Source organism: Halovivax limisalsi, from assembly GCF_023093535.1.
GTDB classification, from domain to species: domain Archaea; phylum Halobacteriota; class Halobacteria; order Halobacteriales; family Natrialbaceae; genus Halovivax; species Halovivax limisalsi.
In genome coordinates, this window is sequence record NZ_CP095757.1 from 2,867,893 (window position 1) to 2,881,472 (window position 13,580).

Sequence of the window (13,580 nt, forward strand, 5' to 3'; positions counted from 1 at the left end):
TCCTGCGGTTCGAAACGAACGGCCCGTCTCCGGATCGACGGGGCGTGCGATAAATCAGCGCTCAGTCGCGTCGCGATCCTCGTCCGCGCCCGCCGGACGCGTCTCGGCGGCGTCGTCGCGCTGGTCGTCGGGCGCGATCGCCGCCGAGGACCGACCGGGCCAGGTCACGCTCCCGAGAAACGGGACCCCGATCCGCTCGGCGGATCTGGCGATCATGTGCGCGCCGGTCGGGACCGTGAGAAAGAGGAAGAACAGCCCGACGAGCGCCGTCAGACCCTCGTTCCCGGGGCCGAAGCGAACGAACGCGGCGAGAAAGATCGCCGCCGCGCCGAGCGTCGTCGGCTTGCTGGTCGCGTGCATCCGGTTGTAGACGTTGGGCAGGCGCAGGAGGCCGATCGTCCCGACGGTCAGGAAGAAACAGCCGACGACGATCAGCGCGATCTCGACGGCGACGATGGCGGTCCCGATCATGGTTCACTCGATGATATCTCCCTGGTCGACGTACTTCGCCACGGCGACGGTGGCGATAAAGCCGATGATCGCGAGGACGAGGCTGACGGTGATGAAGAGACCCCGGCCGGTCAATAGGGCGAACAGCACGGCGATCGCGACGACGTTGGTGGCGATCGCGTCGAGGGCGACGACGCGGTCGGGAATCGTCGGGCCGCGGATGACGCGATAGCTACTCAGCACGCACAGCGCGGCGACCAATATCAGCGCGGCCCGGACCGTGACGTCGAGCAGCGTCCCCGGGTCACTCATCGGTCTCGCCTCGATCGGTCGGTTCGTCCAGGTCCACGTCGCCCCGGTCGGTCGGCTCGCCGGAGTCGTCCCGTTCGACATCGCGTCGGGCGGCAGAGTCGTCCGCCTCGACGGGCCCTCGATCTGCGGCCTCGTCCGTCTGGACGCCCGCTCGCTTCAGCGCCGGCGGCAGCGGCCCCTCGATCACGATCGCCGGCGCCTCGTCGGTCGGCGACCGCTCCTCGTCGAAGATCTCGAGGGCGTAGTCCTCCCACGACCGGATCGGCGCCACGATCGCGTCCGGGTCGCGGCCGTCGATGGCGTGGACGAACAGCGCGTTCGTCTCCGCGTGGTAGTCCAGGGTGATCGTCCCCGGCGTGATCGTGATGGAGTTGGCGATCAGCGTGATCGCGACCGGCGTCCGGACCCGCAGCGGGACGAGGATCACCTCCGGTTCGATCGCCGGCTCGAGCCGGAGGACCCGGTAGGCGACGTCCAGGTTCGCGCACGCGATCTCGTAGCCGAACGCGACGACGTAGCGGACGGCGTAGGGAACGGCGCGGGCGAGTCGAGCGAGGTCGATCCGGTCGAGGTAGAGCCGGCGGACGACGAAGGCCACCGGAAGTCCGACGCCGAGTCCGAACAGGAACTGGCCGGTGACGGCGGTGACCGTCGGGGCGACGCCGCGAACGAACAGCCAGAGGACGGCGAACCCGACGCCGACCACCGGCCAGGCCCGGACCACCCAGCCGCCGGGCTCGTCGTCGACGGCCGTCGATCCGGCGGTCACGGACGATCACCCCAGAGCGTCGCCGCGTCCGCGGTCGGATCGCCACCGGGGACCGCAACCCGGGTCGATTCGCCGCCGACGGCGTCGACGTAGCCCTCCCAGTCGAGGGCGGACTCGGCCGCGGCGTCGGCGAACCGGTGGACGGGTTCGAACCCGAGACCGATCGCGAGCACGACGACCGCGAGCGCGACGACGACGCCGATCAGAACCGGATCCGTTCTGGCGCCCTCGACGCTGTCCGTTCGCCCGCCCCAGAACCCGCGGTTCCAGGTCCGCGTCGTGTAGGCGATCGTCAGCAGCGAGCCGAGGAGCAGGACGACGACGAGCGAGACGGCGGCCGCGGGCGCCGTTTCGCCGACTCGGACCGCGACGTCGAACGCGAGGAACTTGCCGAAGAATCCGGATAACGGCGGAATGCCGACGAGCGCGAGCGCGCCCACGAAGAACGAGCCGGCGAGGACGGGCGCTCGCCCGGCCAGCCCGCTCAGATCGACGAAGTGACTCGTGCCGGTCGCGTCGCGAACGGCGCCGACGACGAGGAAGAGCAGTCCTTTCGCGACCGCGTGATTCAGGGCGTACACCAGGGCGGCGAGAATCGCCAGGTGTCGCAGGTCGGGCCAGACCGCCGCGATGGCGACGGGGATCGCGATGAACCCGATCTGGCCGATGCTGGAGTACGCGAGGACGCCCTCCATCGAGTCGCGTTCGATCGCCCCGAGCCCGCCGAGCAGGATGCTCGCGACGGCCATCGCGAACAGGGCGATTCCGACGAACGCGACGGGCGACTCGCCGGCGAGGCTGGTGCCGGGGACCGAAACCGCGAGTTGCGACCCGCCGAAGACGGTGAAGGAGATGCGGATGATGGCGTAGATGCCGACTTTCTTGCTGGCGCCGGCGAGCAGGGCCGTCACCGGCGGCGGGGCCGCGGCGTAGGCGGCCGGGATCCAGAACTGGAAGGGGACGAGGCCGGCCTTGAGCGCGAACACCGAGAGGAGGAGGCCGAGCAATCCGACCGTGGGTGTCGGGTCGATGCCGTACGCCGCGGGCTCGGCGATGCGCCTGGCCAGTTCGGCCATGTTGAGCGTCCCCGCGGTGGCGTAGAGGCCGCCGATGGCGAGCAGAAAGACGGCGCTGGCGACGAGGTTGAGCGCGACGTACCAGAACGCGGCGCGCGTGTGCTCGGCCTCGCCGTAGAACGCCACGAAGGTGTAACTCGCCATGAGCAGCACCTCGAACCAGACGAAGAGGTTGAACAGGTCGCCGGCGAGGAACGAGCCGGTCACGCCCAGCAGGAGGAAGTGATACAGCGGGATGTAGAAGGTCCGCCGGTCGTAGTTCGGCGCGTACCGGGCCGAGGAGACGAGCGAGGCCACCGCGACGACGGCCACCATCGATAGCATGAACGTCGACAGGCCGTCGGCGACCAGTGCGATGCCGTACGGCGTCTCCCAGCCGCCGACCTGGTAGGTCGCGGTTCCGGCCGCCGAGGGCGCGAAGACGACGTGCCAGGCCAGCGCCGCGACGCTCGCGGCGTAGGCGAAGCCACCGACGACGCTGATGACGCGGCGAGCGTCGGGGTACGGCCGCGCTGCGAGGGTCACGACGGCCGTCACGAGAACGACCAGCAGCGGCGCGATCACGAGCTGGTCGGCACCCGGCGTGCCGAGGGGACCGAACTCGACGTCGACGGACGACACGACTGCGGTCGTCCGGAGAAAAGTGACGAGCGGACCGAACGAAATGTCGATCACTCCGAGTCACCTCCGTCGCCATCCTCGTCGGTCTCCGGGGACTCCAGCGCCGAAAGGTCGAGCGTGCCGTGTTCTTCGTACACCCTGAAACTCAGGACCAGCGCGAACGCCGTCATCCCGAACCCGATCACGATCGCGGTCAGGACGAGCGCCTGCACGAGCGGGTCGGCCGTCTCGGGAACGTGCGCTCCGTGGCCGGCGAGGACGGGGACGGCGTCCGCGGACGCCGGCGCGATACCGCCCATCACCAGCAGGTAGACGTTCGCCGCCTGGCTGACGATCGCGAGCCCCCAGACGACCCGCACCAGATCGCGCTGGAGCACCAGGTAGGTTCCGAGGGCGAACAGCGCCCCGACGACCGTCGCGAAGACGAAGTCGGTCATTCGGCGCCCACCACCGAGAGGATCGTCAGGAGGCCGCCGACGACCACGCAGAAGACGCCGAGGTCGAACGCCAGGGCGCTCGCCACCTCGACGTGGTGGTAGATCGGCAGGCCCTCGACGATGACGTACGTCTGGGAGAGGAACGGCCGGTCGAAGAGCAGCGGCGCCAGGCCGCTCGCGACCGCGAGCGCCAGGCCGAACGAGAACAGCCGGCGGTAGCCCGGCACGACGCGGTCCCGCGACGGTTCCTTTCCCGATTCGACGTCCCGGTCGAGGACGCCCCGTTCGAGGTAGTCCAGGCCGAACGCGACGTACAGCAGGCCGAACGCCGTCACCGCGAGCACGCCCGCGATGAACCCGCCGCCGGGAAGGTTGTGACCCTCGACGAACAGCGAGACGGCGACCACCAGGATGATCGGCACGACGGCCCGGGCCATCGTCCGCATGATGACCGTCGTCACGCGCCCCACCTCCGAGATGGCGAGGGGACGGACGGGGGCGGCGACGTCGAGAGCCCCGACGCGAACGAGCGACGTCCGCTCACGGCGACTCACCCCGCGTTCGCATGACGAACAGCGTGATGATCGAGATCGCCGCGATCGCGACCACGACGATCTCGCCCATCGTGTCAAACCCGCGGAAGTCCGTCAGGATGACGTTGACGACGTTCGTCCCGCCGCCGCCCGGGACGGCCTCCTCCGCGTAGAACTCGGCGACGTCGGTCCGGCCCTCGGGCCGGGCGTCGGTCGCGAGGACGACGGTCAGAAAGACCGTGAGGCCGACGACGAACGAGAGCGCCACGTCGCGCCCGCGCGTCCGAGCGTCGAGCTGTTCGCGGTCGGGGATCTCCTCGATGACGAGCAGGAAGATGACCAGGATCAGCGTCTCGACGACCAGTTGCGTGAGCGCGAGGTCCGGCGCGCTCGCGAGGATGTAGACGATCGCGACCATGAATCCGAGGATCGAGAGCGTGAGGACGCCGACCGGGTGGGTCGGCGCTCGGACCACGGCGAGCGCGGCGACGATGGCGACGGCCAGCACAAGCGAGATCGCCAGCGAGCCGTCCGGCGTCGGGACGAGTCCCGCCGGAAGCGATACGGCTGCCCCGGCTACGAGGTAGCCAGCCAGTGCCAGGGCACACGTCACGCCGAACGTCCACGTGGCGTAGTTTCGCAACCGGCCGTTCTGGAGGTGCCTGTCGACGAACCAGCTCGTCCGAACGAGACCCACGAGGATCCCGTCGTACCACTGACCGGGTTTCACCACCGTCGTGGCGGCCGACGCGGTTCGAACCGCGTCGTGAATCCGGCCGTACGCGGGGTAGGCGACGAGACCGAGTCCGATGGCGACGGCGCTCATCCCGACGGCGGGCGAGTACGACGTCGGCAGCCCGTAGTGCATCTCGTGGGGGGTGACGGCGGTCGCGTCAGCGGCCGACTGGACGATCGCATCCACCGCGATTCCCGGGGCGACGCTGACCACGGCCGTGAGCACGGCGAGGATTCCAGGCGGGACGAGCAGCAGCGCCGGTGCGCGGTGGATCGAACCGCGCAGTTCCTCTGGCTGGTCGCCGAGGAACAGGCCGAGGAAGCGAAGCGAGTACAGGACGGTGAAGATGCTGGCGAAGACCGCGAGGGCGACGTAGAGCCAGCCGACCGGGAAGCCGGCGACGCCGAGCGTGCCGACGGAGTCGTGGGCGGCTTCGAACAACAGTTCCTTCGAGTAGAAGCCGCTGAACGGCGGAATTCCGGCCATGCTCAGCGCGACGATCCCGGTAACGGCCGCGGTGATCGGCATGTCCCGGCCCAATCCGCCGAGGTCCGCGAGGCGGCGCGTCCCCGCCTCGTGGGCCACGATGCCGGCGACGAGAAACAGCGCCGCCTTGAACAGCGCGTGGTTGAACAGGTGGAAGACGCCGGCGTCGGCCCCGACCGTCGGCGCGAGGCCGAAGCCCGCGACCATCAGCCCGAGGTGACTCGCCGTCGAGTACGCCAGTAGCTCCTTGATGTCGGTCGAGGCGACCGCCAGCAGCGCACAGACGGCCATCGTCACCAGGCCGACGGTCGCGAACAGGTAGGTCCACTCCGGGCTCGCGAGCAGCGGTCGGAGCCGGCCGAGGAGGTAGACGCCCGCCTTCACCATCGTGGCGGAGTGGAGGAACGCCGACACCGGCGTCGGCGCCGCCATCGCGTTCGGCAGCCAGAAGTGCAGCGGCACCTGTGCGGACTTGCTCCCCGCACCGATGGCGATGAACAGGAGCGCCGGAACGAACAGGTCGTTCTCGCGGAGTTGCGCCCGGACCGGCCCCGGATCGGCGAGCATCGCGGTGAGGTCGAAGGCCGACCCGCCGAGCGTGGTCCCCGCGGCGAACGCGAGAAACAGGAAGCCGACGAGCAGGAAGAGCCCGCCGCCGACGGTGACGAACATCGCCATCCGCGCGGCGTAGATCGATTCGGCGTCGTCGGTGTAGTGCCCGATCAGCACGAACGAGCTGAGGCTCGTCAGCTCCCAGAACGTAAAGAGCGAGACGAGGTCGGCCGCGAGCGCGACGCCGAGGATCGACCCCATGAACGTGAGCAGGGCGGCGTAGTACTTGGCCAGGTTCGGCTCGTCGTGCATGTACGACCGCGAGTACGCGAACACGAGGACGCCGACACCGCTGGCCAGGAGGGCGAAGAGCAGCGCCCAGCCGTCGACGTACAATCGGAGCGTGACGTCCAGCGACGGGATCCACTCCAGTTCGACGGCTCCGTCACGGCCGTACTGGGAGGCCAGCAGGAGAAAGCTCGCCAGCGCAGTCGCTGCGGCGACCCAGGCCATCCGCTCGCCGAGCAGGCGGGCCGCCAGCGGGGTGATCGCGGCGGCGAGAAAGGGCAACGCCACAGCGGCGAGTAGAACCGACAACTCGGGAGCCATTCAGTTTCTCCCACCTACTTTCACATCGGACATAAAAGGGGCGCCTCGCGGGCGGCGAGCCCGGCCGGCACCCCCGAGTCGGGACGATGCACACTCGAGGAGCACCTGTCCCACCGACCGGTCGTCCATCGACTGCCGCCATCCCGGGTGTCGAGACGACACGCTTAACCGCCGTGCGCGGTGAATTGCTGGCGATGAGTACCGGGGCGGATCCGACCGAGACGGCGGCCTTCGAGCGCGTCTGCGAGACGCTCGTCGAGCGCATCCTCTCGGGCGAGATCGACGCTGACGACCTCGAATCCGCGAAGTTACGGGCGTGTTCGGAGCACTCGGCGCCGAAGGTGCCGAAGAACTCGGAGCTGCTCGATCACGCCGGCGAGGAACACCGCGAGGCGCTGGAACCCGTCCTGCAGCGAAAGCCGGTCCGGACGGCCTCGGGCGTCTCGCCCGTCGCCATCATGACCTCGCCGGAGCGCTGTCCCCACGGCAAGTGTCTGTACTGTCCGGGCGGACCCGACTCGGAGTTCTCCTCCTCGCAGAGCTACACCGGCGAGGAGCCCGCCGCGGCGCGCGGCGTCCAGAACGACTACGATCCCTACGGCCAGGTCACCCTCCGACTGGAGCAGCTTCGCCAGATCGGCCACCCCGTCGAGAAGGTCGAGCTGATCCTGATGGGCGGGACGATGACCGCGCGCAGCCACGACTACCAGGAGTGGTTCGTCAAGCGCGCCCTGGAGGCGATGAACGACTACGACGTCGAGAAGGAGCCGGAACCCGCGGAGGGCGAGAGCTTCGCTCAGGAGCCCGACGAGTACGAGTGGCGCTACCTCGAGGACGTCGTCGCCGAGAACGAGACGAACGAGATCCGCAACATCGGGACGACGTTCGAGACCAAGCCCGACTGGTGCGATCCGGAGCAGATCGACCGCATGCTCGACCTCGGCGGGACGAAGGTCGAGGTCGGCGTCCAGACCACCTACGAGCGGATCAACCGCGAGATGCACCGCGGCCACGGCGTCCAGGCGTCGATCGACGCCAACCGGCGGCTGCGCGACGCCGCGTTCAAGGTCGGCTTCCACATGATGCCCGGCCAGCCCGGCATGTCGAAGGAGATGTGTCTGGAGGACTTTCGCGAACTCTTCGACAACGAGGCCTGGAAGCCCGACTACCTGAAGATCTACCCCACGCTCGTCGTGCGCGGGACGGCCACCTACGACTGGTGGCACCGCGACGAGTACGACCCCCTGACGAACGACGAGGCCGCCGACCTGATCGCCGAGATCAAGGACATGATCCCGCGGTACACCCGCCTTCAGCGCGTCCAGCGGGACATCCCCGCGGACTTCATCGACGCCGGCGTCTGGAAGTCCAACCTCCGACAGCTCGCCCGCCAGCGGATGGACGAACACGGCTGGAGTTGCGATTGCATTCGCTGTCGGGAGGTCGGGATGAACGATGCGAAGCCCGACTCCGTCGACCTGGACGTCATGACGTACGACGCCTGCGGCGGCACGGAACACTTCATCTCGATCGAAGATTTCGACCAGGATCTCCTCATCGGCTTCTGCCGGCTGCGCTTCCCGAACGATCCCGTCCGACCGGAACTCGAGAGCGCCGCGCTCGTGCGGGAACTGCACGTCTACGGCAGCGAGGTGAGTGTCGGAAGCACGGCCGAAGGCGACAGCGGGCAGCACCAGCATCGAGGCTACGGCCGGCAGCTGATGGGCCGAGCCGAGTCGCTCGCGGCCGACGCCGGGTACGAGAAGCTCAGCGTCATCTCCGGCATCGGCGCCCGCGAGTACTACCGCGAGAAACTCGGCTACCACCAGGACGGCCCGTACGTGAGCAAAGGGCTCTAACGGCGCGTCGACTCGTCCGTTCGCCCGAAAGCGTCGACGATCACCAGTGGAACCGTCGACGATCTCACCGTGATCCGGTTGCGATCTAGCAGCGCTCGCCCCAATCTCGCCCGTCGAGATCGTCGTGGAGCGCCACTTCGACCTCCATGCTACAGTCGGGGCAGTAAAACACCACCGACCGGCGGCCGGGGTCGAACACCTGCCACTCGTCGTGTCGCTCGCAGCCGACGCGCATCCCGCGCTCGGGATCGTCGAGCGTTTCGACCCGGTACGGGCCGACGAAACCGGGCGGGGCCGGATCGCTGTCGTCTGGATCTGTCACGAACACCGCAAGGGACCGCACGGACCTAACTCCGTCGCCGGCACGGGTGGTCGACCGAACAGTCCGCATCCGTGAGGAGAGACGACTGCGGTGGGGCGGCAGCCGGACCGGAGCGATACCCCTTTTGGGGCCCGTCCGGCACTTGGAGTATGGACCAGAAGCGGGAGCTTTCGAGCGTCGACCTCGCGGCCGTCGTCGCGGAGCTGTCGGCCTACGACGGCGCGAAGGTCGACAAGGTCTACCTCTACGGCGACGACCTGCTCAGGCTGAAGATGCGCGACTTCGATCGGGGTCGCGTCGAACTGTTCGTCGAGGTGGGCGAGACCAAGCGCGTCCACACGGTCGCGCCCGAGCGCGTTCCGGACGCACCCGGCCGCCCGCCCCACTTCGCGAAGATGCTCCGGAGTCGGCTCTCCGGCGCCGATTTCGTCGAGGTCTCGCAGTACGAGTTCGACCGGATCCTCGAGTTCGTCTTCGACCGCGACGACGAGACCACGCGGATCATCGTCGAGCTCTTCGGCGAGGGCAACGTCGCGGTCACGGACGGCGAGTACGAGGTCGTCGACTCGCTGGAGACCGTCCGGCTGAAGTCCCGGACCGTCGCACCGGGTTCGCGCTACGAATTTCCGGAATCGCGCGTCGACCCGCTGACCGTCTCGCGCGAGACGTTCGACCGCCAGATGGCCGACTCCGACACCGACGTCGTCCGGACGCTCGCGACCCAGCTCAACTTCGGCGGGCTCTACGCCGAGGAGATCTGCACGCGCGCCGGCGTCGAGAAGACGCTCGACATCGCCGAGGCGGGCGACGACGAGTACGAACGCCTCTACGGCGCCGTCGAGCGACTGGCGATCGACGTCAGGACCGGCGCCTTCGACCCGCGCATCTACGTCGAACGCGATTCGGACGGGGCCGAATCGGCGGGGGCCGCTGACGCGGGCGAGTCGAGCGACGACGGCGAGACCGACGGTACAGCGGGCGATTCCGGCGGACGAGTCGTCGACGTCACGCCCTTCCCGCTCGAGGAGCACCAGGCCGCGGGGCTCGAACCCGAGGGTCGCGACTCGTTCCTCGACGCGCTCGACGAGTACTTTCACCGACTCGAACGTGACGAGCAGGAGGACGAGCCGGGGAGCCAGCGCCCGGACTTCGAGGCCGAGATCGAGAAACAACGGCGCATCATCGACCAGCAGGAGGGCGCCATCGAGGAGTTCGAGCGCGAGGCCGAGGCCGAGCGCGAGCGCGCGGAGCTGCTCTACGCCAACTACGGACTCGTCGACGAGATCCTCTCGACCGTTCGACAGGCCCGCGAGTCGGGGACGCCGTGGGACGAGATCGACGCCCGCTTTTCCGAGGGCGCCGACCAGGGCATCGACGCGGCCGCGGCCGTCGTCGACGTCGACGGCGCGAACGGTCGCGTCACCGTCCAGGTCGAGGGCGAACGGATCCCGCTCGAGGCCGACGCGGGGGTCGAGAAGAACGCCGATCGCCTCTACACGGAGGCCAAACGGATCGAGGAAAAGAAAGCCGGCGCCGAAGCGGCGATCGAGGATACCCGCGAGGCGCTCGCCGATCTGAAAGCCCGCCGCGACGCCTGGGAGGCCGGAGAGGGGCCAGACGACGGCGCGGACGAGGAAATGAACGACGAGGACCGCGAGATCGACTGGTTGGCCCGCTCCTCGATCCCCATCCGCGAGAACGAACCCTGGTACGGTCGCTTCCGCTGGGTCCACACCAGCGACGACTTCCTCGTCATCGGCGGGCGCAACGCCGACCAGAACGAGGAACTGGTGAACAAGTACCTCGAACCGGGCGATCGCGTCTTCCACACGCAGGCCCACGGCGGCCCGGTCACCGTCCTCAAGGCGACCGATCCGGGCGAGTCCTCGCGGCCCGACATCGAATTTCCCGACACGAGCATCGAGCAGGCCGCGCAGTTCGCCGTCTCCTACGCGTCGGTCTGGAAGGACGGTCGCTACGCCGGCGACGTCTACGCCGTCGACGCCGACCAGGTGACGAAGACGCCCGAGAGCGGTGAGTACCTCGAGAAGGGCGGCTTCGCGATCCGCGGCGATCGCACCTACCACCGCGATACGCCCGTCGGCGTCGCGATCGGCGTTCAGTGCGAGCCCTGGACCCGGGTCATCGGCGGCCCGCCGGCGGCCATCGCCGACCGATCGGTGACGACGATCGCGGTCGAACCCGGCCGCTACGCCCAGGGTGACGTCGCGAAGCGGATCTATCGCGAACTCCGCGAGCGCTTCGCCGACGAGTCCTTCGTTCGGAAGGTTGCCAGCCCGGACCGGATTCAGCACTTCCTGCCCCCGGGCGGGAGCCGAATCAAAGACGACTGACCGCCGGTCTCGAACCGCAGCCCACTCCGGACGCGCTCGCCCTGACGCCCTCACATCGGTGCCCACTTACCCCTCCCACGGAAACACTCGCCCATGCAGGTCAGAGACCGGGAGCCGCTCGACGGCGGTCGCGAGCGCCTGACGGTGGTCCCCGAGAGCGTCGACGACCTCTGGCACCTCCAGTACGTCCTCGAACCCGGCGACCGGGTGGCCGGCGACACCACCCGGCGCATCCAGCGCAACGACGACAAAATGCGCGACACGGGCGGCGAGCGCGAGCACATGTGGGTCGCCCTGGCGGTCGACGAGGTGGAGTTCCACCGATTCGCGAACCGGCTGCGCGTGTCCGGGGAGATCGTCGCCTGTTCCCGGGAGGATCAACTCGGCTTTCACCACACGCTCAACGTGGAGGAGCGAGACGAACTCTCGATCGAGAAGTACTGGAAACCGGATCAGGAACGCCGCCTCGAGGAAGCCGAAGAGGCGACCGAAAACCCGGACGTCGCCATCGCCACCGTCGAGGAGGGTCGAGCCCACGTCCACAGCGTCGCCCAGTACGGCACCGAGGAGCGGGCAACGGTTACGGGCTCGACCGGGAAGAACGAGGACGCGCAGGATCGTACCGCGCTCTTTTCCGAGTTGACCGACGTCCTCCGTCGCCTCGACGTCGACGCGATCATCCTCGCCGGGCCCGGCTTCACGAAGCAGGACGCCTACAAGTACCTCGAGGACGAGGCGCCCGATGTCGCCGACCAGATCACGATGGTCGACACGGCGAGCGTCGGCGATCGCGGCGTCCACGAAGTCCTCAAACGCGGCGCCGTCGCGGACGTCCAGGAAGAGACCCGCATCGAGGCCGAGGCCGAGGCGATCGACGAGCTGACTCGCCGGATCGCCGAGGGGGCGAAGGCCGCCTACGGCCCGGAAGAAGTCGAGCAAGCCGCCGAGTACGGCGCCATCGAGGAACTGTTGATCGTCGACGATCGGCTCCGGACGGAGCGCGGACCCGACGGCGACTGGGCGGTCAATGTCGACGACCTCGTCCGTACGACCGAACAGAAAGGCGGCGAAGTGACGGTCTTTTCGAGCGAGTTCCCGCCGGGCCAACAGCTCTCGAATCTCGGGGGGATCGCGGCCCTGTTGCGATATCGCGTGCAGTGATCGACGGGGTCGACCGGTTGCGGATGCGGCCCCTGCCGGACCGCATCTGGCCGAGCGGGTGTCGAAGCGATCGGGTTACGATACCAAAACGGTTCGTCAGTCGCCGACCGCCGCCTCGGGCCGGTCGAGGACGGAGATACCGAGGCGTTCGAAGCGGACCTGACGATGACCGGCGAGGACGTCGACGTAGAAACTGACGAATCAGCAGAACCAGCGAGCGACGAGAACCGAACCAAGGGAGGTGCCGAAGAAGACGAATAGGACTGACGATATCGGGGGCGAACCCTTCCGAAACAGAGCGCCGTATCGCAAATTGATCCGCGACTTCTTTTCAAGACGACCCTCCGTCAGTAGTCATGAGACTACCGATCCGGACGGCGACAGGGATCAGCTAGCGATACGGGCGACGAAGCCGGAGAAAACGCACCTCGCTATCCTTCGTCACTCCGGGGAGCTCGCTTACGACGAGATCGAGACCCGCTGTAAATCCTCCGCGAATCGCACGTCGCCGTCGTAGTGCTCGCCGATCGAGCGGCGCATCTCCTCCTGTCGCCCGCTCGTGTGCGGGTAGAGGTGCGTCAGATACACACGGCCGATTTCCACGCCCGCGAGAACCTGCCCGAGTTCGCTCGGCGTCGGGTGGTTCGAAACGTCGACGTCGTCCGGGAACGAGCAGTCGTGAGCCAGGATGGCCGACCCGTCGGCGAAGTTCGCCAGGCCGGCGAAGGCCTCGCTGTCGCCGCTGAACGTGAAGCGATCGTCGAACCGGTAGGCCAGACAGGGAAGGGAGTGGCGCGTCTCGTAGCCCTCGACGTCGAACCCGGCCACGGAGAACGCTTCACCCGCGACGACCTCGCGAACCCGGAGGTCGATCCGACCGTCCATGTACTCGTAGACGGAGAGCAGGCCGTCGACCAGCTCCTTGGTCCCTTGCGGGCCCACTATCTCCAGGTGCTCCTCGCCGGCGAGCCAGCGGGCCTTCATCAACGGGAGGAGGTCGGCCACGTGATCGAGGTGGTGGTGGGTCACGAGCACCGACGAAACGGCCTCGTACCCGATGCCGGACTGCTGGAGGCGCTGGAGGACGCCCGATCCGCAGTCGAGCAGGACCGTTCGATCGTCCTCCTGGACGACGATCCCCGCCTGATACCGGTCGCCGGTGGGCATCGCCGCGCCGGTTCCCAGAAACGTCACCTGCATACGTTGCCCTCCACGGGGTTCGTGGAAAAACGTTGCGACGAGCCCATCAGCGGACCGTCGATAGCGGACTCGCACCGTGACGGGTGGTGACAGCCAACAGTGC

The 13,580-nt window shown here is 68.3% G+C and carries 11 protein-coding genes and 1 pseudogene; 3 read left to right on the top strand and 9 right to left on the bottom strand.

All coding sequences use genetic code 11. The annotated features are described in order from the left end of the window. Positions 1–54: 54 nt before the first annotated feature. The 7 genes and pseudogenes from mnhG to mbhE all read right to left on the bottom strand — a co-directional run bounded on the left by mnhG (position 55) and on the right by mbhE (position 6,581). Complete coding sequence (gene mnhG, locus MXA07_RS13410; RefSeq protein WP_247729102.1) at positions 55–471, bottom strand: monovalent cation/H(+) antiporter subunit G; 417 nt, start codon at positions 469–471, stop codon at positions 55–57. Between the two features lie 3 nt (positions 472–474). After that, positions 475–762 carry an MrpF/PhaF family protein gene (locus MXA07_RS13415; protein ID WP_247729103.1) on the bottom strand — a complete coding sequence of 96 codons (288 nt, stop codon included), beginning with the start codon at positions 760–762 and terminating at the stop codon, positions 475–477. A 175-nt stretch (positions 763–937) separates the two neighbouring features. After that, positions 938–1,486: pseudogene (locus tag MXA07_RS13420) on the bottom strand (Na+/H+ antiporter subunit E); the annotation flags it as partial. A gap of 41 nt (positions 1,487–1,527) precedes the next feature. Continuing rightward, positions 1,528–3,228: a complex I subunit 5 family protein gene (locus tag MXA07_RS13425; RefSeq protein ID WP_247731755.1), complete on the bottom strand. Its 1,701-nt coding sequence runs from the start codon at positions 3,226–3,228 to the stop codon at positions 1,528–1,530. Positions 3,229–3,278: 50 nt separating this feature from the next. Then, positions 3,279–3,665 (bottom strand): sodium:proton antiporter, encoded by a 387-nt coding sequence (locus MXA07_RS13430; RefSeq protein ID WP_247729104.1) that lies wholly within the window; start codon positions 3,663–3,665, stop codon positions 3,279–3,281. Continuing rightward, the gene (locus MXA07_RS13435; RefSeq protein WP_247731756.1) at positions 3,662–4,126 is read right to left on the bottom strand and encodes an MnhB domain-containing protein; all 465 of its coding nucleotides are present in this window, start codon (positions 4,124–4,126) and stop codon (positions 3,662–3,664) included. The genes MXA07_RS13430 and MXA07_RS13435 overlap by 4 nt, the downstream gene beginning before the upstream one ends. Before the next feature lie 79 nt (positions 4,127–4,205). After that, positions 4,206–6,581 (bottom strand): hydrogen gas-evolving membrane-bound hydrogenase subunit E, encoded by a 2,376-nt coding sequence (gene mbhE / locus MXA07_RS13440; protein WP_247729105.1) that lies wholly within the window; start codon positions 6,579–6,581, stop codon positions 4,206–4,208. Between the two features lie 194 nt (positions 6,582–6,775). Between mbhE and MXA07_RS13445 the strand changes: the two genes are divergently transcribed. Beyond that, positions 6,776–8,440, top strand: coding sequence for a tRNA uridine(34) 5-carboxymethylaminomethyl modification radical SAM/GNAT enzyme Elp3 (locus MXA07_RS13445; protein WP_247729106.1), 1,665 nt, complete (start codon positions 6,776–6,778; stop codon positions 8,438–8,440). Between the two features lie 85 nt (positions 8,441–8,525). On the opposite strand, the gene MXA07_RS13450 is transcribed toward MXA07_RS13445, so the two are convergent. Next, a complete protein-coding gene (locus MXA07_RS13450) occupies positions 8,526–8,762 on the bottom strand; it encodes a hypothetical protein (RefSeq protein ID WP_247729107.1) in 237 nt (78 codons plus the stop codon). A gap of 149 nt (positions 8,763–8,911) precedes the next feature. Between MXA07_RS13450 and rqcH the strand changes: the two genes are divergently transcribed. Both rqcH and MXA07_RS13460 read left to right on the top strand, forming a co-directional pair. Further along, positions 8,912–11,116, top strand: a complete 2,205-nt coding sequence (rqcH, locus tag MXA07_RS13455; protein ID WP_247729108.1) for a ribosome rescue protein RqcH — start codon at positions 8,912–8,914, stop codon at positions 11,114–11,116. Positions 11,117–11,209: 93 nt separating this feature from the next. Further along, on the top strand, positions 11,210–12,277 hold the full coding sequence (locus MXA07_RS13460; protein ID WP_247729109.1) for an mRNA surveillance protein pelota: 1,068 nt from the start codon (positions 11,210–11,212) through the stop codon (positions 12,275–12,277). 459 nt (positions 12,278–12,736) lie between these two features. Here the strand turns inward: MXA07_RS13460 and MXA07_RS13465 are convergent, their stop codons facing one another. Beyond that, positions 12,737–13,477 carry an MBL fold metallo-hydrolase gene (locus MXA07_RS13465; RefSeq protein ID WP_247729110.1) on the bottom strand — a complete coding sequence of 247 codons (741 nt, stop codon included), beginning with the start codon at positions 13,475–13,477 and terminating at the stop codon, positions 12,737–12,739. Between the last annotated feature and the right edge of the window lie 103 nt (positions 13,478–13,580).